Source organism: Acidimicrobiales bacterium, from assembly GCA_035546775.1.
In the GTDB taxonomy this organism is placed as follows: domain Bacteria; phylum Actinomycetota; class Acidimicrobiia; order Acidimicrobiales; family JACCXE01; genus JACCXE01.
Map to the genome: position 1 here is coordinate 110,928 of DASZWD010000072.1, position 17,926 is coordinate 128,853.

General features: G+C 68.6%; 22 protein-coding genes and 2 tRNA genes. 12 read left to right on the plus strand and 12 right to left on the minus strand.

What is annotated here, in order from left to right; all coding sequences use genetic code 11:
- The first annotated feature begins 51 nt into the window (after positions 1–51).
- Together VHC63_18200 and katG are read left to right on the plus strand one after the other, a co-directional pair.
- The gene (locus tag VHC63_18200) at positions 52–789 is read left to right on the plus strand and encodes a hypothetical protein (protein ID HVV38547.1); all 738 of its coding nucleotides are present in this window, start codon (positions 52–54) and stop codon (positions 787–789) included.
- A 45-nt stretch (positions 790–834) separates the two neighbouring features.
- Positions 835–2,988, plus strand: a complete 2,154-nt coding sequence (katG, locus tag VHC63_18205) for a catalase/peroxidase HPI (GenBank protein ID HVV38548.1) — start codon at positions 835–837, stop codon at positions 2,986–2,988.
- Between the two features lie 62 nt (positions 2,989–3,050).
- Here the strand turns inward: katG and VHC63_18210 are convergent.
- The 6 genes from VHC63_18210 to efeU form a co-directional block, all read right to left on the minus strand.
- Positions 3,051–3,125: transfer RNA gene (locus VHC63_18210), tRNA-Cys, on the minus strand.
- A 54-nt stretch (positions 3,126–3,179) separates the two neighbouring features.
- Positions 3,180–3,413 (minus strand): DUF2905 family protein, encoded by a 234-nt coding sequence (locus VHC63_18215; GenBank protein ID HVV38549.1) that lies wholly within the window; start codon positions 3,411–3,413, stop codon positions 3,180–3,182.
- Positions 3,414–3,428: 15 nt separating this feature from the next.
- Complete coding sequence (locus VHC63_18220; protein HVV38550.1) at positions 3,429–3,866, minus strand: PaaI family thioesterase; 438 nt, start codon at positions 3,864–3,866, stop codon at positions 3,429–3,431.
- Positions 3,867–3,887: 21 nt separating this feature from the next.
- Positions 3,888–4,430 carry a cupredoxin domain-containing protein gene (locus VHC63_18225; GenBank protein HVV38551.1) on the minus strand — a complete coding sequence of 181 codons (543 nt, stop codon included), beginning with the start codon at positions 4,428–4,430 and terminating at the stop codon, positions 3,888–3,890.
- Between the two features lie 13 nt (positions 4,431–4,443).
- Positions 4,444–4,929, minus strand: coding sequence for a pyridoxamine 5'-phosphate oxidase family protein (locus VHC63_18230; GenBank protein ID HVV38552.1), 486 nt, complete (start codon positions 4,927–4,929; stop codon positions 4,444–4,446).
- Between the two features lie 31 nt (positions 4,930–4,960).
- On the minus strand, positions 4,961–5,809 hold the full coding sequence (gene efeU / locus VHC63_18235) for an iron uptake transporter permease EfeU (protein HVV38553.1): 849 nt from the start codon (positions 5,807–5,809) through the stop codon (positions 4,961–4,963).
- Between the two features lie 100 nt (positions 5,810–5,909).
- Between efeU and VHC63_18240 the strand changes: the two genes are divergently transcribed.
- Positions 5,910–6,764 (plus strand): alpha/beta hydrolase, encoded by an 855-nt coding sequence (locus tag VHC63_18240; protein ID HVV38554.1) that lies wholly within the window; start codon positions 5,910–5,912, stop codon positions 6,762–6,764.
- A complete protein-coding gene (locus VHC63_18245; protein HVV38555.1) occupies positions 6,764–7,549 on the plus strand; it encodes a hypothetical protein in 786 nt (261 codons plus the stop codon). Before VHC63_18240 ends, VHC63_18245 begins: the two co-directional genes overlap by 1 nt.
- Before the next feature lie 60 nt (positions 7,550–7,609).
- On the opposite strand, the gene VHC63_18250 is transcribed toward VHC63_18245, so the two are convergent.
- Positions 7,610–7,685, minus strand: a tRNA-Gly gene (locus VHC63_18250).
- 14 nt (positions 7,686–7,699) lie between these two features.
- Complete coding sequence (locus tag VHC63_18255) at positions 7,700–9,103, minus strand: wax ester/triacylglycerol synthase family O-acyltransferase (protein ID HVV38556.1); 1,404 nt, start codon at positions 9,101–9,103, stop codon at positions 7,700–7,702.
- A 94-nt stretch (positions 9,104–9,197) separates the two neighbouring features.
- On the opposite strand from VHC63_18255, the gene VHC63_18260 reads away from it, so the two are divergent.
- Positions 9,198–9,794, plus strand: coding sequence for a hypothetical protein (locus VHC63_18260; protein ID HVV38557.1), 597 nt, complete (start codon positions 9,198–9,200; stop codon positions 9,792–9,794).
- Between the two features lie 4 nt (positions 9,795–9,798).
- On the opposite strand, the gene VHC63_18265 is transcribed toward VHC63_18260, so the two are convergent.
- On the minus strand, positions 9,799–10,656 hold the full coding sequence (locus VHC63_18265) for a DNA-formamidopyrimidine glycosylase family protein (protein ID HVV38558.1): 858 nt from the start codon (positions 10,654–10,656) through the stop codon (positions 9,799–9,801).
- Positions 10,649–11,080, minus strand: a complete 432-nt coding sequence (gene dut / locus VHC63_18270) for a dUTP diphosphatase (GenBank protein ID HVV38559.1) — start codon at positions 11,078–11,080, stop codon at positions 10,649–10,651. The genes VHC63_18265 and dut overlap by 8 nt, the downstream gene beginning before the upstream one ends.
- A gap of 23 nt (positions 11,081–11,103) precedes the next feature.
- Between dut and orn the strand changes: the two genes are divergently transcribed.
- The 7 genes from orn to VHC63_18305 all read left to right on the plus strand — a co-directional run bounded on the left by orn (position 11,104) and on the right by VHC63_18305 (position 15,766).
- Positions 11,104–11,655 carry an oligoribonuclease gene (orn, locus tag VHC63_18275; protein HVV38560.1) on the plus strand — a complete coding sequence of 184 codons (552 nt, stop codon included), beginning with the start codon at positions 11,104–11,106 and terminating at the stop codon, positions 11,653–11,655.
- Between the two features lie 93 nt (positions 11,656–11,748).
- Positions 11,749–13,428, plus strand: a complete 1,680-nt coding sequence (gene ettA, locus VHC63_18280) for an energy-dependent translational throttle protein EttA (GenBank protein HVV38561.1) — start codon at positions 11,749–11,751, stop codon at positions 13,426–13,428.
- Positions 13,429–13,438: 10 nt separating this feature from the next.
- Entirely contained in the window at positions 13,439–13,831 is a 393-nt protein-coding gene (locus VHC63_18285; protein ID HVV38562.1) for a hypothetical protein, read from the plus strand.
- Positions 13,832–13,943: 112 nt separating this feature from the next.
- Positions 13,944–14,078 carry a hypothetical protein gene (locus tag VHC63_18290; protein ID HVV38563.1) on the plus strand — a complete coding sequence of 45 codons (135 nt, stop codon included), beginning with the start codon at positions 13,944–13,946 and terminating at the stop codon, positions 14,076–14,078.
- Positions 14,079–14,085: 7 nt separating this feature from the next.
- Complete coding sequence (gene queD / locus VHC63_18295) at positions 14,086–14,433, plus strand: 6-carboxytetrahydropterin synthase QueD (protein HVV38564.1); 348 nt, start codon at positions 14,086–14,088, stop codon at positions 14,431–14,433.
- A complete protein-coding gene (queC, locus tag VHC63_18300; protein HVV38565.1) occupies positions 14,430–15,098 on the plus strand; it encodes a 7-cyano-7-deazaguanine synthase QueC in 669 nt (222 codons plus the stop codon). The genes queD and queC overlap by 4 nt, the downstream gene beginning before the upstream one ends.
- Positions 15,095–15,766: a 7-carboxy-7-deazaguanine synthase QueE gene (locus VHC63_18305; protein HVV38566.1), complete on the plus strand. Its 672-nt coding sequence runs from the start codon at positions 15,095–15,097 to the stop codon at positions 15,764–15,766. Before queC ends, VHC63_18305 begins: the two co-directional genes overlap by 4 nt.
- Positions 15,767–15,770: 4 nt before the next feature.
- Here the strand turns inward: VHC63_18305 and dnaJ are convergent, their stop codons facing one another.
- Positions 15,771–16,883, minus strand: a complete 1,113-nt coding sequence (dnaJ, locus tag VHC63_18310; protein HVV38567.1) for a molecular chaperone DnaJ — start codon at positions 16,881–16,883, stop codon at positions 15,771–15,773.
- On the minus strand, positions 16,876–17,880 hold the full coding sequence (gene hrcA / locus VHC63_18315) for a heat-inducible transcriptional repressor HrcA (protein HVV38568.1): 1,005 nt from the start codon (positions 17,878–17,880) through the stop codon (positions 16,876–16,878). Before hrcA ends, dnaJ begins: the two co-directional genes overlap by 8 nt.
- Positions 17,881–17,926: the final 46 nt, after the last annotated feature.

The following is a 17,926-nucleotide window of genomic DNA, read 5'->3' on the forward strand; positions in this document are numbered from 1 at the left end:
GCAACTACGAGGCCATTGTGTTGGTCGCGTCGGGGCTGGTCAACTACTGGCATGAACACGCACATTGCGGTCATCAACCAGAGCACCGTCGTGACCGACGACGATGTCGCCGCCGCCGTGCCTGCACTGCAGAAACAGGTCCACGACGACTTCGCCCCGGCCTGGGGAGCGGACGCCACCGTCACCTTCGTGCCGCAGAACAAGAAGCCGCCCGCCGGAGCATGGTGGCTCGTCATCCTCGACGACTCCGACCAGGCCGGCGCCCTCGGCTATCACGACCTCACCAACGACGGGCTGCCGCTGAGCAAGGTGTTCGCCAAGAGCGACCAGCAGTACGGATTTCGCTGGACCGTGACGACGAGCCACGAAATGCTCGAGATGCTCGCTGACCCCGACATCAACCTCACGGTGTTCGTGCAGACCGGCAGCACCGCCGGCACGCTGTATGCCCGCGAGGTGTGCGACGCCTGCGAGGCCGACGCGCTCGGCTACGAGGTCGACGACGTCCTGCTGTCGGACTTCGTGTACCCGGCGTGGTTCGAGTCGTTCCGCAAGGCCAAGTCGACCAAGTTCGACCACAAGGGCCACCTGACCAAGCCCTTCGAGTTGGCGACGGGCGGCTACATCGGCGCCTTCGACATCTCCGCCGGGAGCGGCTGGCACCAGATCCAGGCGTCGAGCGCCACCGCTCGCTACGCCGATCGCGCGCCTGTGGGCAGCCGCCGCGAGCGCCGCCGCACGCCGCGCGACCAGTGGCAACGCAGCCACGTACGCTTTGGCCGAGGGTAACCAACAAAGGGGTACGAACAACCACACGACAACAGCGAGGTAAATGTGTCCGAGAGCGAAAACCCAGCGATCCCGTCCCCCGAACCCCAAGCGCACCGCCCGCGCACCAACCGCGACTGGTGGCCCAATCAGCTCGACCTGAGCGTGCTGCACGCCCACTCGCCCAAGGCCGATCCGCTGGGCGTGGACTTCAACTACGCAGAGGAGTTCGAGCAGCTCGACGTCGAGGAGCTCAAGCGCGACATCTTCGCCGTGATGACCGACTCGCAGGACTGGTGGCCGGCGGACTGGGGCAACTACGGCCCACTGTTCATCCGCATGGCGTGGCACTCGGCGGGGACATACCGCATCGAGGACGGGCGCGGCGGTGGCGGTGAGGGCGCGCAGCGCTTCGCCCCGCTCAACAGCTGGCCCGACAACGCCAACCTCGACAAGGCGCGCCGTCTGCTGTGGCCGGTCAAGCAGAAGCACGGCAACGCCATTTCGTGGGCCGACCTGATCGTGTTCGCGGGCAACTGCGCCCTCGAGCAGATGGGATTCACGACCTTCGGCTTCGGCTTCGGTCGTCCCGACACGTGGGAGCCCGAGGACATCTTCTGGGGACCGGAGGACACGTGGCTCGGAGACGAGCGCTACAGCGGCGAGCGCGAGTTGTCGGGCCCGCTCGGCGCCGTCCAGATGGGCCTCATCTACGTCAACCCCGAAGGCCCCAACGGCAACCCCGACCCGCTGCAGTCGGCCCGCGACATCCGCGAGACGTTTCGGCGCATGGCGATGGACGACGAGGAAACCGTCGCCCTGATCGCCGGCGGCCACACCTTCGGCAAGACCCACGGCGCCGGCGACCCCGATCTCGTCGGGCCCGAGCCCGAAGGCTGCCCGGTGCACGCCGTCGGCCTCGGCTGGAAGAGCAGCTTCGGGACCGGCAAGGGGAAGGACGCCATCACGTCGGGCCTCGAAGGCACGTGGACGCCGACGCCGACGCAGTGGGACAACAGCTTCTTCGAGACGCTCTACGGGTTCGAGTGGGAGCTGACCAAGAGCCCCGCCGGAGCGCACCAGTGGCAGCCAAAGGACGGCGCCGGCACCGACTTGGTGCCCGACGCCCACGTGGAGGGCGTCACCCATCCGCCGATCATGTTGACCTCGGACCTCGCGCTGCGGATGGACCCGGAGTACGACAAGATCTCGCGCCGCTTCAAGGACAACCCTGACCAGTTCGCCGACGCCTTCGCCCGCGCCTGGTTCAAGCTCCTCCATCGCGACATGGGCCCGCTGAGCCGCTACCTCGGCCCGTGGGTGCCCGAGCCCCAGCTGTGGCAGGACCCGGTGCCGCCGTCGACGACGTCACTGAGCGACGCCGACGTCGCCGCCCTCAAGCAGGAGGTGCTGGCGTCGGGCCTGTCGGTGGGCGACCTCGTCACCGCCGCGTGGGCGTCGGCGTCGACCTTCCGTCGGACCGACAAGCGCGGCGGCGCCAACGGGGCCCGCATTCGCCTCGCGCCGCAGAAGGACTGGGAGGTCAACGCCGGCGTCGACGCCACGGTCGCCAAACTCGACGAGCTGCGCCAAGGCAAGAACATCTCGCTCGCCGATCTCATCGTGCTCGCCGGTTGCGCGGCGGTCGAGCAGGCGGCGCGTGACGCGGGCGTCGCCGTCTCCGTGCCGTTCACCCCGGGCCGGGGCGACGCCACGCAGGAGCTCACCGACATCGAATCCTTCGCCGTCCTCCAACCGAAGGCCGATGGGTTCCGCAACTACCAGCGCCCAGAGGACAAGGCGCCGACCGAGCGGCGCCTGCTCGACCGCGCCAACCTGCTGAGCTTGAGCGCGCCCGAGATGACGGTGCTCGTCGGCGGCATGCGCGTGCTTGGCACGAACTTCGCCGGCAGCAACCTCGGCGTGTTCACCGACCGACCCGGCGTGCTCAGCAACGACTGGTTCGTCAACCTGCTCGACAACAACCTCGAGTGGACCACGAGCGCTTCGGAAGCCAACGCCTACGACGGCCGCGATCGCACCAGCGGCGAAACGAAGTGGACGGCGACGGCCGCCGACCTCGTGTTCGCGTCGCACTCGCAGCTGCGCGCCATCGCCGAGGTCTACGCCCAGGCCGACGGCGCCGAGAAGTTCGTCCGCGACTTCGTAACGGCATGGGACAAGGTCATGAACCTCGACCGCTTCGACGTGCGGCGTTAAACCCGAACTGGTCCTGTCAGATACCGGATCCCGGTTCCTGACAGGACCAGTTCGCCAGCATGTGGAGGCGGCGACCGGAATCGAACCGGTGTACAGGGCTTTGCAGGCCCTTGCCTAAGCCACTCGGCCACGCCGCCGTTGAGCAGAACGTGCAGGTTACTCGGGCGGTTCCGCGGAACCGTTTTTCGCCGTCAGCGGCGGGCGAACAGGTTCACCAGGATCGTCAGCACGACCGAGGCCAGCAGCATCGACCGCCACGGAAAGAACACGCGCACGTGCGTGCGGGGGCCGTCGTCGGGCGCGGCGACCCACTCGTCGACCCGGCGCGCCGCCCGGTGCGCGCCGCCGGGGAAGGCGCGCACCAAGACGTTGAGCACGATCGTCAGGATGACGGACAACGCGATCGACGGGAGGAGCCACTGCATGCAGGACCTATACCCTCACGGCTGACGGGGCGCGATGACCATCTGGGTGCAGCGGAACATCGCCATCTTCTTGCCGGTCGTCTCGTTCTCGACGACGGCGTCCCACACGTGGGTCTGGCGGCCGAGGTGGACGGGCGTGCACGTGCAGACGACGCGCTCACCCACGCGCGCCGACGACAAGAAGTTGGTCTTCAGCTCGACGGTCGTGAACGAGGAGCCGTCGGGAATGTTGCGCCCGCAACCGACGGCCGCTGCGCCGTCGGCCAGCGCGATCACGGCGGGCGCGAACAGGAAGCCGGTGCCGGCGATGAGGTTCTCGCTGACGTCGATGTGGCCGCGCACGAGGTCCGGGGCGACGTGGTCGAACACGACGCCGAGCTGGCCCGGCACGCGGTCCTTGAAGAACTCGGTGACGCTCCTCGCGTCTTGCTCGGCCTCACTGAGTGATGTCACCGGCGCATCATGGCGCGTCCGTTACGGGTTCGTCGTGACATTCGGCGCCGCGCACCCACTGCTCGGGCCGTCGACGGAACCCGCGTCGCTGGCGCTGCCGGGGCTGTCGTTGCTGCCCGCACCACCGTTGTTGCCGCTCGACGCGCCGTAGCCGCCGATGCCGGGGCTGGCGCACGACGTGGTCGTGCCCCCCGACGGCGGCGTCACCGTGAGCGAGGCCAGCACGACGTCGGACCCGTTGCGGCAGTGCAGGTTGTAGGCGCCCTGCTTCAACGTGACGGTGAGCGTCTTCTTCTTGCCCGCAGCGACATGGTCGAGCGACGCGATCGTCTGGCTCTGCTGCTCGACGGCGAAGGACGTGACCTTGGACGAACCGCGGTTGGTGACGTCGAAGGCGACCTTGCCCGCCTTGACGGTGGCCGCCGGTGGCGAGCACCCGGCGTCGGACAGCGACACCGCTACGTGTGTGGCAGAGGACGAACTGTCGCCGCAGGCGCCGAAGGCCAACGGAATGAGGGTGAGTACGAGGAATAGACGGAACAGCACGCAGAGGGCGTTACCCACCGCGGCACGGGAGTCAAAAGTCCCAGCGGGTGGCGCTCTGCGTGAAACCGTTGTCCTCGTCGACGAAGCCGAACGCCCGCGTCGGCCGTACGAGGAAGACGGGCGAATCCATGCCGGAGGGGTCGAAGTCCCACACGTCCTTGTAGGCGGCGACGAACTCGGCCGTGCGCGCCGCGTCGAGTAGCTCGGCTACGCCTTCGACGATCACCGATTGGGTGCCGCGCTCGGGCACGATCGAGACCCGCGCGTCGCGCGCGATGTGGCGCGCCTTGGCAGTGGCCGCACCGGTGCTGAAGGCGACGCCGTCGCCCAGCCACACCGCCCAGATCGGCATGAGATGCGGCGACCCGTCGGGGCGCGTCGTGGCCAGCCACCAGATGTGGCGGCCGCGTAGGCGCTCGTCGGCCCACGACCACGGCAACAGGCCGAGCCCTCCGTCGGCCGGCGCAATGCCGTATTCCGCCGGGACCTCGGGGCGCGAAGCGATAGGCGTCAACATGCAGCGCACGGTACGCCCGGGGTGTAGCGCGCTACGCGGCGGTGGGCACCGACGACGTCGGCAGCGGGCGGCTCGGCCGCGCCTTGCGGGGCCGCAGCACGTAGGCGGTCATCGGCAGGAAGTACACCAGCCAGCCGACGCCCTCGATCAGGGTGGGCTTGGGCTGGATGCCGAGCATGCCGGTAAGCAGCGCCGAGATCACCGAACCAGGCTTGATCAGCCACGACAGGTCGACGGCCTGGGCCTGGCCGACGTTGATCCAGCCCGCTTCGTGCCCGGTGTGCATCGCGAAGGCGACGAGGCCCGCGGCCACCAGGACAAGCACGAGGCCCGTCGCCTTGAAAAACTTGGCGAGGTCGATCTTGATGCCGCCCTTGTAGATGCCCAGGCCAATGCCGACGGCGACGAGCAGACCCAGCAGCGCGCCACCCCCGGCGGCGGCGCGGTTCTGCGCCGACTGGAACGCGGCGACGAGGAAGACGGCGGTCTCGAAGCCTTCGCGCAGCACGGCGAGGAAGGCCATCAACACGAGCGCACCTCCCGACCCCGCGGCCAGCGCTACGCCGGCACGCTCTTCGAGTTCGCCCTTGAGCGCCCGGGCGTGATGCGCCATCCACACGATCATCGAGGTGACCAGCGCCACCGCCACGAGCGCGATCACCGTCTCCAACTGCTCCTGCTGGCGCTGGGGCAGTTGCTGGTTGACAATTTCGAGCACGACGCCGGCCACCAGACACAACGCCGTTGCGAGGCCGACACCCAGCCACACGAAGCGCAGGTGCTTCAGAGCGCCGCGTTGGCGCAGGAAGGCGGCGATGATTCCGACGATGAGCGACGCCTCGACGCCCTCGCGCAGCCCGATGACAAAGGTAGGGAGCACTAAACCGAAATATTAGGCGCGCCTAACAAAGCGCGGCAAGTCATCGAATGTTCATGCCCGGAGGAACGAAACGGCAGTCGCGGTCGCTACCGTCGGCCCCATGGCTCCCGGGATCTGCCTGCTGCGCCGGGGTCCCCGCGCGGAGCCGACACTGCCGCCCGGCCACCTGCGCTGGTCCCGCACGCTGGTCCAGGGCCGCCCGGCGGTGTACGGCGAGGCGGGAGAAGGCCCGCCCGTCGTGTTCCTCCACGGCTGGGGGCTCGGCCACCACGCCTACAAGCGCCCGCTCGCCCGCTTGGCGCTCCGGGGCATGCGCGTCCTCGCGCCGGCGATGCCGGGCTTCGGTGGCACCGGCGATCTGCCCGCGGGCGCGGGCATTCACGCCTACGGGGTGTGGGTCGACGCCTTCATGGACGCGGTGGGCGTCGACGAACCGGCGGTCGTCATCGGGCACTCCTTCGGCGGTGGCGTCGCCATCTCGCTCGCCCACGACTACCGGTCGCGGGTGGCCAAGCTCGTGCTCGTCAACGCCGTCGGCGGTGCCGCGTGGGGCGAGGGCGACCGCTCGCTGTCGGACCGCCCGCTCATTCACTGGGCCGTGCAGTTCGGCAAGGAGTTGTGGCCGCCGCAAAAGGGCATCCGACTGGCGTTGTCCGTGCGCGAGGACCTGATTCCAAACCTGCTGTTCAACCCGCGGGCAATGTTCAGCGCCGGCGCCCTCGCGGCGCGCGCCGACCTGCGCGGCGAGCTAGAAATCCTGCGCGACCGGCGCTTGCCCGTCGTGGTGCTGTCCGGCGCCGACGACGAGGTCATCCCGATGTCGGCGTTCGACGCGCTCTGCAGTGCGCTGGGAATCGAAGGTCAGGTGTTGCCGGGCGACCACTCGTGGCTGCTCGCCGACCCCGACGCCTTCGACGAAGTCATGGCCAACGTGATGGGACTGGGGGGTTGTTAATGGCGACGATTCAGGAACTGCGGAAGGAACTGGCGGCGACGACGGTGCCCGACAACGTCATCGAGACGCTGCTCAAGGGCGCGTCGTCGCTGTGGCTGTCGAGCGACAGCGACGCCCAACTCGCGGGCGACCTGGCGATGTGCCACCCGCCGCTCAAGCGCAGCGAGGTGCGCGCCCGCGCCGTCGGCGGCGACGAGTCGTGGCGGCTCACGGTCGTCGCCCACGACCGCAAGGGACTGCTGGCCGACACCGCGGCGATCCTGTCGCAGGACGGCTTCTCGATTCAGAGCGCGTCGGTGGCGACGTGGGACGACCTCGACCTCGCGGTGTTCGCCATCACCATCGCCGGCGACGAACCGGCGACGGCGCGGCTCAACAACATCGGTAAGTCGCTCAAGGCGGCCAACAACGGCGACCGGCCCGTCGTGGCGTTCGCGCCGACCGGGCGGGCCTACGTACGCCGCACCGGCGTCGCCAACGGCGAGGACATGATCAGCGTCGTCGCGCCCGACCAGACCGGCCTGCTCGCCACGGTGTGCCGCTGGTTCTCCGACGCCGGCGTGAGCATCGAGGCGGCGTGGATCAACGGCGAGCACGACCAGGCCAACGACGTGTTCGTCGTCGACGGCGACGTCGACTGCGGCGCCCTCGAACGCACGCTCACCCTCGAGGTGCACAGCATCGAAGCCGTCGTCGGCTCGATGTTCGCAGACGCCCGCAAAGTCGGCGAGACGCTCGTGCGCGGCGCCGCCGACTTCATGCGCGGGCTGCTGCGCCGCCCCTAAAACGACCTTTGGCGCCAAAGGACGGGTGACCCGCCCTTTGGCGCCAAAGGTGCGTACTGCTGGAGCGGTAGACCGGGCTCGAACCGGCGACCTCGACCTTGGCAAGGTCGCGCTCTACCAACTGAGCTACTACCGCAGGAGACCGAAACCTTACTTGCTGTTGGCGAGTTTCAGAAGTTCGTCGAGCGAGTCGTCCAGATAACGGGCGATGTCGTCCACGTTCGGGATCGTGTCGGCGCAGGCCACGAGGCCGAAGTTCATCGTGTCCATGTAGCTCATCACCGTGATGTTGAGCGCTCCGCCGTCGGCGATCGGGCCCATCGGATACATGGCGATCATGCGGGCGCCCGCCGAATACAGCGGGAAGGGCGGACCGGGGACGTTGGAGATCGTCACGTTGAAGATCGGGCGGTGACGGTCGGCCATCTTCATTGTCGAATACAGCCGGGCGGCGCGCGCCGCGATGGCGGGCGCGGCGAACTCGGCCCAGTTGGTGAGCGTGTCGGCGCCGATCGCCTTGTCCTGCTCCTTGGCGTTCTTGGTGGCCTCGCGGATGGTGGCGAGCCGCTCGAGCGGGTCGTCGACGTTGCTGGCGAGGTCGACGAGCATCGACGAGACGCGGTTGCCCATCGCCCCCTTCTCGTCTTCGGCGCGCACCGAGATCGGGATCATGCCCACGAGCGACCCGTCGACGAGTTCGCCCTTGGCGTCGAAGTACCGCCGCAGGGCGCCCGAGCACAGCGCCAGCACGATGTCGTTCACCGTGCCGCCGAGCGCGTTCTTGACGTGCTTGACGTCGTCGAGGCTCATCTGGGTGAAGCCGAACTTGCGGTGCGGGCTGATCGCCACGTTGATCGACGTGGCCGGTGCGCTGAACGGCGCCGGCGGCGGCGTGGCGTTGGGTTCGCGATTGCGGCGGCGCAGGTTGAGCGCCATCTCGGCGGTGCGGCGGACGGCCTTCGCCGCCGCGATCGGCTGGCGCGCCAGGCTCTGCGCCGCGAAGCCGACGAGTTCGGCGTCCGACGGGATGCGATCCGGCTTCCAGGTGTCCTCAGCCGGGTCGAGCCACATGGTTTCGGGACTCAGGTCGAGCAGGTTGGCCGTCAGTTCCGCGCCCGAGACGCCGTCGATCGCCGCGTGGTGGGTCTTGGTGACGCACGCGATGTAGCCGTCCTCGAGGCCCTCGACGACGTACATCTCCCACAGCGGGCGGTCGCGGTGGAGCGGCCGGCTCATCACGTCGGCCGCGAACTCCGCCAGTTCCTTCGACCCGCCCGGCGCCGGCAGGGCGGCGCGGCGCACGTGGTAGTCGATGTCGAAGTCGGGGTCCTCGATCCACAGCGGGTGGTGCAGCCCGAACGGGATGGTGACGAGGCGGCGGCGGAACGGCGGCAGCAACGGCAGCCGGTTCTCGACCATCGCCTTGACCTTCTCGAACGAGTAGCCCTCGGGCACGTCGGTCGGGTCGAAGATGGCCGTCGACGCGACGTGCATCAAAATGCTCGGCGTCTCCAGGTAAAGGAAGGTTGCATCGAGCCCAGTCAGTCTCTGCATGCACGCAACCGTACGCCGGATTTGTTACGACTTCCCGAAGAAGCCGTGACAAACGGCCCTGGTTTCGCATCGGGCGGTTGCGGAGCATCGGGGCATGACACGGCGTTGGAAGCTGATAACTGCGAGCGCAGTGGCAGGGTTACTGATCGTCGGCGTCGCGGCGGTTGTCGCGCCGAGCAGCGGCAACGCGGTGCTGCTCCCGCAACCAATCACGTTGACCTTCGCGGGTGAGCTCACGGGCGGTGAGGGCCTTGGCAACTTCACGTCTCCGCACCCCCCGATCGAGGGCGGCGTGAACCGGACCTACACCGTGCCCCGAGGCCAGCGCCTCGTCATCGACTCGGTCTACGTCGAGGCCGAGGAATTCGTCGTCGCGCCCTACAGCGGCCGCAGCGGCATTCAGGCCGGCGTGGTCAGCGGTTACGACCTCGGCAAGAACTGCGCGTTCCCGGGCTGGGAGCGCGACTACGGCGTCACCCTGACGAACCCCGTCTCGCAGCCTCCCGAGGACAACATCACGCAGAAGCAGTTCTATGCCACGATCCCCGGGCCGATCTTCGTCGAGGGCGGTCGCACGGTTAGCGGCCTCGCCCTCGCGCCCGGCGGCGATGACGTCGTGTGGATGCATGTCGTGGCGCACGGACACCTCGAAGTGTCGCTGGTGAACCCGTCACCGCCGACCTGCGGTTAGCGCCCTACTTCAAGAGTCGAGACATCCTGCGGTCGGCCAGCGGCTTGCCCTCGGTCTGGCAGGTGGCGCAGTACTGAAGCGACTTTGTCGCAAAACTGACCTCGCGCACGATGTCGCCGCACACGGGGCAGGGCTCGCCGGTGCGGGCGTGGACGCGCATCCCGCTGCGCTTCTCCTGCTTGAGCCCGGCCGCCGGAAGCCCCCGACTGCGCTCGACGGCGTCGGAGAGCACGTCGCGCATGGCGGCGTGCAGACGCGTGAGTTCCTCCGCGCTGAGCTTGTTCGCCTTCTTGAACGGGCTGAGGCGCGCCGCGTGGAGGATGTCGTCGGAGTAGGCGTTGCCGATGCCGGCGATGAGGCGCTGGTCGACGAGGGCGCCCTTCAACTGCACGCCCCCGGCCTCCTCCAGGATCTGGCCGAGCGCGGCTTGGTCGAGGTCGAACACTTCGGGGCCGAGGGAGGCGACGAACTCGATGTCGTTCGGGTCGCGCACCACGTAGACCGACAGCCGCTTCTCCGTCCCCATCTCGGTGACGTCGAATCCGGACTTGTTGTCGAGGGCGATGCGCAGCGCCAACGGTGACTTGGTCGGCTTGATCGGCGTCGTCGGCACCTCGTCCATCCACTTGATCCACCCGCCGCGGGCGAGGTGGAGGACGAGCCACACGCCGCCGGTGTCGAACTCGAGGTACTTGCCCCGGCGCGTCACCCGCTCGATGGTGCGACCGGCGAGCGCGTCGATCGGCGGGTCGTAGGTCTTCAGCGCGGCGATGTGGGCGACGCGGACTTTGGCGATGACGTGGCCGGCGGCGCGTTCGCCGAGGAAGCGGGCAAGGGCTTCGACTTCGGGAAGTTCAGGCACGACCCGTCGACCCGAAGCCGCCTTCACCGCGCTGGTGGTCGTCGAGCGCGTCGACCTTGGTGAACACCGCCTGCTCGACGCGCTGGATCACCAGTTGGGCGATGCGGTCGCCGACCTCGACCTTGTAGTCCGAGTCGCGATCGGTGTTGACCAGCAGCACCTTGAGCTCGCCGCGGTAGCCGCTGTCGATCAGGCCGGGCGTGTTGAGACACGTAACGCCGTGCTTGAGGGCCAGGCCGCTGCGCGGCAGGACGAAGCCGGCGAAACCCTCGGGAATGGCGACGCGCAGGCCTGTCGCCACCAGCGCCCGACCGCCGTTGGCGTGCAGGGTGACGGGCTCCGCGGCCGTCAGGTCGGCGCCGGCATCTCCCGGGTGGGCGTACGCGGGCAGGGTCTCGCCGACGACGGGCACCTCAGGATTCACGTCTGCAATCTACGGTGTCGCCGATGCCTGACCGCCCGCTCGTGTGGATGGACCTGGAGATGACGGGCCTCGATCCGTCGCGTGATCGGATCGTCGAGATCGCCACGCTGGTCACCGACGCCGACCTGAACATCGTCGCCGAGGGGCCCGACCTCGTCATCCACGTCGACGACGACCTGCTCGAAAACATGAGCGAGGTCGTCAAGAACATGCACGCCAAGAGCGGGTTGACCGACGCCATCCGCGCCTCGACCGTCACCCTCGAAGACGCGGGCGCCCAGACGCTGGCCTTCATCAAGCAGCACGTCCCGTCGAACCGGATGGCGCCGTTGTGCGGCAACTCCATCGGGACCGACCGCCGGTTTCTCGCCGCCTACCTGCCCGAGATCGAGGACTACCTGCACTACCGCTGCGTCGACGTGTCCACCGTCAAGGAACTCGTCGACCGCTGGTACCCCGAGATCTACAGCAAGCGCCCCGACAAGACCGGCAACCACCGCGCCCTCGGCGACATCGTCGACTCCGTCAACGAACTCCGCTACTACCGCGACGCCGCCTTCCTTCCCCGGGTCTAGCGAGCACGCCACTTCTGGTGTCTCCACGGCAGGGTCTTTCTGTCCTGGAGACACCAGAAGCTGGGCGCACGCCAAGTACCCTCGTCGTCCGCCATGGCGCACGAGTTCATTTACACAATGCAGCGGGTCTCGCGGGTGCATCCGCCGGACAAGCAGGTCCTCGAGAACATCAACCTGTCGTTCTACCCGGGCGCCAAGATCGGAGTGCTGGGGAGCAACGGCGCCGGCAAGTCGTCGCTGCTCAAGATCATGGCCGGCCTCGACGACGGTTACTCCGGCGAGGCGCGGCTGACCAAGGGCTTCAGCGTCGGCTACCTGCCGCAGGAACCGCAGCTCGACCCGGACAAGGACGTGGCGGGCAACGTCGCCGAAGGCGTCGCCGAGACGATGGCGATGCTCAAGGAGTTCAACGAGGTGTGCGAGGCGATGGGTGACCCCGACGCCGACTTCGACGCCCTGCTCGAGAAGCAGGGCCAGCTCCAGGACAAGATCGACGCCGTCGGCGGCTGGGACATCGAGCGCACGCTCGACATCGCCATGGACGCCCTGCGCCTGCCCCCGGGCGACTCCCCCGTCACCCACCTCTCGGGTGGCGAGCGGCGCCGCGTCGCGCTGTGCCGGCTGCTCCTCCAGCGCCCGGACCTGCTGCTGCTCGACGAGCCGACCAACCACCTCGACGCCGAGTCGGTCGCCTGGCTCGAGCGGTTCTTGAAGGACTACGAGGGCACGGTCATCGCCGTCACCCACGACCGCTACTTCCTCGACAACGTCGCCGGCTGGATCCTCGAACTCGACCGCGGCCGCGGCATCCCGTGGGAGGGCAACTACTCGAGCTGGCTCGAGCAGAAGCAGACGCGCCTCGCCCAGGAGGAGAAGGCCGACAAGGTGCGCGAGCGCACCCTCGCCCGCGAGCTCGAATGGATCCGCATGGCGCCCAAGGCGCGCCACGCCAAGGGCCAGGCGCGCGTCAACGCCTACGAGCAACTCGTGGCCGAGGCCGAAGCCGCCGACCAGCGCCAGGAGCAGGTGCAGATCGCGATCCCCAACGGGCCGCGCCTGGGCGACGTGGTCGTCGAGGCCAAGCACATCACCAAGGCGTTCGGCGACAAGCTGCTGATCGACGACCTGACGTTCTCGCTGCCCCGCGGTGGCATCGTCGGCGTGATCGGTCCGAACGGCGCCGGCAAGACGACGCTGTTCAAGATGATCACCGGCGACGAGAAGCCCGACTCGGGCGAGCTCACCGTCGGCTCGACCGTCCAGATCGCCCACGTCGACCAGTCACGCGAGACGCTCGACCCCGACAAGACCGTCTTCGAAGAGATCAGCGACGGCCTCGACCACATGGTGATCGGCAACCGCGAGTACCGCAGCCGCGCCTGGGTCGCCGGGTTCGGTTTCACCGGGACGGATCAGCAGAAAGTCGTCGGCACGCTGTCGGGCGGTGAGCGCAACCGCGTGCAACTCGCCAAGGTGCTGCGCGCCGGCGGCAACTTGATCCTCCTCGACGAACCGACGAACGACCTCGACGTCGACACCCTGCGCGCCCTCGAAGAAGGGCTGCTCACGTTCCCCGGTTGCGCGGTGGTGATCAGCCACGACCGTTGGTTCCTCGACCGCATCGCCACCCACATCCTCGCCTTCGAGGGCGACTCGCAGGTGGTGTGGTTCGAGGGCAACTACCAGGACTACGAGGCCGACCGGAAGCAGCGCCTCGGGGGCGACGCGTCGCAGCCGCATCGGATCAAGTACAAGCCGCTCGTCCGCAACTAGACCATCGTCCATGGTCGCCGTTCGCCGCCTGCGCGCCGTCGTCATCGCCGTGTGCGCCGCCGCGATCCCGACGATGATCGTGGGGTCGGTGCTCGACCGCAACGGTGTCGCCCTCTTCGGCGGACTGTGCGCGGCGATCGCCATCGGTGGCCTACTGGTCGCCACCACCGTCGCACCGGTGGCGCGTCCCATCACGGCCGAGGACGAAGCGGCGCGCGTCGAAAGCCTCATCGCGGAAGTCACCGCCCAAGGCGCAGACGAGCCCACAGCGCGCGCGCTGGCGCAAGCTGCCATTCGGCTGGGACGCGCGCAACAGGGCGGCTCCGAGCAGGAGCGCCGAGGCCCGGAGCGCGGCGGACGCTCGACGGGCCCCGACGCCAACGGTGAGGGTTCGCCCGTTTGATCCGGCTGTCAACCCAAACCGCCTAGGGTTTTGCGCGATGAGTCAGTCACGAGCCGTCGAACGGAGCATTGAGCCGGGCAATAGTGCCGTATGCCCGGTTTGCGGCGAGACCGTGAAGTTCAAAGCGCGCACGCAAGGGCGTCAGGTCATCGCCAACATCTACGTGGACGGAAGCTGGGATCGCGTCGAGCACTACCACGTCGAGTGCTACGCGCAGGCGGGGCAGCCGTACGGCGAGCCGCAATAGTGGCGTAGTGCGCACCCGCGTCACCCGCAGCTTCAGCTTCGAAGCCGCGCACCAACTCGAGTGGCATCCCGGCGCGTGCCAGAACCTCCACGGACACTCGTACCGGCTCGAAGTCACCGTGTCCGGTCCCCTCACCGCCGACGGGATTGTCATTGACTTCAGTGATCTTTCAGCGCTCGTGCACCGCGAGGTGATCGACCGTTTCGACCACACCTACTTGAACGACCTGCTGCCGAACCCGACGGCCGAGTTGATCGCGGCCGACATCTGGGAGCGGCTGGCGCACGCGGGTGCCGTGCTGCATCGCATCCGGCTGTGGGAGACGGAGAACAGTTCGGTCGAGATCGAGGCATGATCCGCACCGTCGTGATCCTCTCCGGCGGACTCGACTCCACGGTGTGTCTCGCCGAAGCGGTGGCGTCGAGCGACGCCGTCATCGCGTTGTCGATCGACTACGGGCAGCGTCACGCCGTCGAACTGCAACGGGCGCGCGCCATCGCCGCGCACTACGGCGTCGAGCACATCGAGCAACGCCTCGACCTGTCGGCGTGGGGCGGCTCGGCGCTGACCGATACGTCGATCGACGTGCCGACCGCGGCTGACGCGGCCGCCGGCGGCGCCGGCATCCCGATCACTTACGTGCCCGGACGCAACCTCGTCTTCTTGTCGCTGGCGGTCGCGCTAGCCGAGGCGCGGGGCTATGACAACGTCAGCATCGGCGTGAACGCCCTCGACTATTCGGGGTATCCGGACTGCCGCCCCGAGTTCATCGCCTCGTTCCGCGCGACCGCCGCCCTGGCGCTGCGCACTGCCATCGAAGGCAACCCCGTCGACGTCGTCACGCCGCTGATCGACATGAGCAAAGCCCAGATCGTGCGCCGCGGTGTCGAACTCGGCGCGCCGCTCGCATTGACGTGGTCGTGTTACCGCGGCGGCGACGCGCCGTGCGGCGACTGCGACTCGTGCGTGCTGCGGGCCAAGGGCTTCAGCGACGCCGGCGTCGTCGATCCTGCACTGTGATCGTCGTCAACGAAATCTTCGGGCCGACGTTCCAGGGCGAAGGCCCCGCGCTCGGACGCCGCTGCGGGTTCGTGCGTCTCGGGCGGTGCAACCTCGCCTGCGCGTGGTGCGACTCGAAGTTCTCGTGGGACTGGTCGCAGTACGACCCGGCGAGGGAGTTGCACGAGATGAGCGTGGACGACATCGTCGCCGCGCTCGAACCGATGCACGTCGACACCGTCGTGGTCACCGGCGGCGAGCCATTGCTCCAGCGCTCGAAGCTCGACGAACTGGTGCGAGCGTTCGCGGCGCGCGGCTGGCGGACGCACGTCGAGACGGCGGGCACGCTGGCGTGGGACACCGCCCTCGTCGAGCAGTGGGTCGTGTCGCCCAAGCTGGCCAACAGCGGCATGGACGCCGACCGGCGCGTGAAGCTCGACGTGCTGCGCGGCTTCGCGGCGCGTGGCGCGGCGTTCAAGTTTGTCGTCACCGAGGTCGCCGAACTCGACGAGGTCGCGGCGATCGTCGACGCGGCCGGCGCCGCGAACGTGTGGATCATGCCGGAAGGCACCGACGCCGACACGGTCCGCAGGCGCACGGCGGAGCTCGCCGACGCGGTAGCGGCGCGCGGGTGGAACCTCACCACCCGCCTACACGTACTCGTGTGGGGCGACGAGCGCGCCCGGTAGCCCGCTAGCTGAACGCGGACTTGATCTTCTTGAACAGCCCGTGTGGAGCGTCGTTGACCTTTTCGCCGCGCAAGCCGGCGAACTGGCGCAGCAGCTGATCGGTCTCAGCGTTGAGGTCGGTGGGCGTGTCGACGGCGAGGTGAATGTGAAAGTCGCCGCGGCCGCGACCGCTGGTGTGGGGCACACCACGGCCACGCAGGCGCAACACCGCGCCCGACTGGGTGCCGGGAGAGATCGGGATCTCCTCGAGGCCTTCGAGGGTGAGCACCTCGACATTGGCCCCGAGCGCGGCTTGCGTCATCGGGATGTGCAACTCGGTGTGCACGTCGACGCCCTCGCGTTCGAAGTGGTCGTGGGGCTGCACACGGGCGTGCAGATACAAGTCGCCGGCCGGTCCGCCGCGGGGGCCCGCCGCCCCACGCCCGTGGCTGCGCAGCGTCTGGCCGTTGTCGATGCCGGCGGGCACGGTCACGACTTCGACGCGTTCTTCCAGGCGCCGCCCGTCGCCGCGACAGTCCTTGCACGGCGAGGCGATGACGGTGCCCAGACCAGCGCAGGCGTTGCAGCGGCCCGTGGTCACCATCTGGCCGAGAATGCTCTGGCGCACGCGGCGCACTTCGCCGGTGCCACCGCACTGCGAACAGTTGACCGGCGCGGTGCCGTCGGCCGCGCCGGAGCCCTTGCACGTGGTGCAGGTGACGGGGAGGCGCAGGCGCACCTCTTTCTCCGCCCCGAAAACCGCTTCCTCGAAGGTGAGGTCCACCACCGCCTCGGCGTCGGCGCCTCGCATCGGCCCAGCGCTGCGCCCGCCGCCGAATCCCGAGCCGAAGAACTGCTCGAAGATGTCACCGAGGCCGCTGGCGAAGAAGTCTTCGGCGTTGCCGGGACCGCCGGCGCTGCCCATGCCGGCCGAGCCGAACATGTCGTAGCGCTGCCGCTTGTCCGGGTCCGACAACACCTCGTAGGCCATCGAGACTTCTTTGAAGCGCTCATGCGCCTCGGTGTCGTCGGGATTGGCGTCGGGGTGCAGCTCGCGGGCGAGCTTGCGGTAGGCGCGCTTGATGTCGGCGTCGGTGGCGTTCTTCTCGACGCCTAGGAGCGCGTACAGGTCATTCATCGGAACTCAGATTCTCGCCCAGACGGCGACTCACCGCGGAAACCGCCGCCAGGGCGTGGGGATAGTTCATGCGCGTCGGTCCGAGCACGCCGACAGTGCCCGCGGGCTGACCGGCGATGGTGATGGGCGCGACGACGACGGCGCACTCCGCGAGCGGTGCGACTCCATGCTCGGTTCCAATCGCCACCGACCGCCCGGTGTTGAGCACGTCGCGCAGCAGCCCGACCACGACGTACTGGTGCTCGAGGACGCCGAGGACGCGCCGCACGGTGTCGACGGCTTCGAAGGCATCGGCGACGCGCGCCGTGCCGCCCACGAATACGTGGTCCTGACCGGCGACGACCGACTCGCGCCGGCGGTACGACGCCTTCACGGCGTCGATGACCGCGTCGACCCGGCGGTTGCCGGTGGCGAATCGGCCGGTGAAGGCGAGTGGCTTGCCGGTGAGGCGGGCGCTGAGCGCCGCGCTCGCGGCCGCCAGGTCGTCGTCAGTGGAGCCGGCGGGCAGGTCGAAGGTGAGTTTCTCGACGATCTGGTTCGACAACACGACGACGGCGAGGCCCTCGTTGCCGCCCATGTCCACGAGGTGGATCGAGCGCACGTGCGCCGCCTCGGAACCCGGCGACACCACGACCGCCGCGTAATTGGTGAGCGTCGCCAGCAGATTGGTCGTCTCCGCCAGCATCTGTTCGAGGGCGACGTGCGTGCGGTCGAAGAACTCCGAGACCCGCTGCTGCTCGGGCCGGTCGAGGTTGGGGTCGGTGAGGGCGTCGACGAAGAAGCGGTAGCCCTTGTCGGTGGGCACGCGGCCGGCGCTGGTGTGGGGATGGCTCAGGTATCCGTCGCGCTCGAGGGCCGCCATGTCGTTGCGGATCGTGGCCGACGACACGCTCACGCCCGCGCTCTGACGCAGATGGGCCGAGCCCACCGGTTGTGCCGTCTCGATGTATTCCTCTACCACCGCGCGCAGCACGGCGGCCTTGCGTTCGTCGAGCATCTGGCACTCGATGATACCGAGTGCTAACCAGGCTCGGCGGTAGCGT

Bases quoted from the DNA above. Each gene is read 5' to 3' on its own strand.
- ettA (HVV38561.1), top strand. From the start codon at position 11,749: ATGGCGCACGAGTTCATTTACACAATGCAGCGGGTCTCGCGGGTGCAT.
- VHC63_18285 (HVV38562.1), top strand. From the start codon at position 13,439: ATGGTCGCCGTTCGCCGCCTGCGCGCCGTCGTCATCGCCGTGTGCGCC.
- orn (HVV38560.1), top strand. From the start codon at position 11,104: ATGCCTGACCGCCCGCTCGTGTGGATGGACCTGGAGATGACGGGCCTC.
- VHC63_18200 (HVV38547.1), top strand. From the start codon at position 52: ATGAACACGCACATTGCGGTCATCAACCAGAGCACCGTCGTGACCGAC.
- VHC63_18245 (HVV38555.1), top strand. From the start codon at position 6,764: ATGGCGACGATTCAGGAACTGCGGAAGGAACTGGCGGCGACGACGGTG.
- VHC63_18215 (HVV38549.1), bottom strand. From the start codon at position 3,413: ATGCAGTGGCTCCTCCCGTCGATCGCGTTGTCCGTCATCCTGACGATC.
- VHC63_18240 (HVV38554.1), top strand. From the start codon at position 5,910: ATGGCTCCCGGGATCTGCCTGCTGCGCCGGGGTCCCCGCGCGGAGCCG.
- VHC63_18255 (HVV38556.1), bottom strand. From the start codon at position 9,103: ATGCAGAGACTGACTGGGCTCGATGCAACCTTCCTTTACCTGGAGACG.
- dnaJ (HVV38567.1), bottom strand. From the start codon at position 16,883: ATGAATGACCTGTACGCGCTCCTAGGCGTCGAGAAGAACGCCACCGAC.
- VHC63_18230 (HVV38552.1), bottom strand. From the start codon at position 4,929: ATGTTGACGCCTATCGCTTCGCGCCCCGAGGTCCCGGCGGAATACGGC.
- VHC63_18260 (HVV38557.1), top strand. From the start codon at position 9,198: ATGACACGGCGTTGGAAGCTGATAACTGCGAGCGCAGTGGCAGGGTTA.
- queC (HVV38565.1), top strand. From the start codon at position 14,430: ATGATCCGCACCGTCGTGATCCTCTCCGGCGGACTCGACTCCACGGTG.
- hrcA (HVV38568.1), bottom strand. From the start codon at position 17,880: ATGCTCGACGAACGCAAGGCCGCCGTGCTGCGCGCGGTGGTAGAGGAA.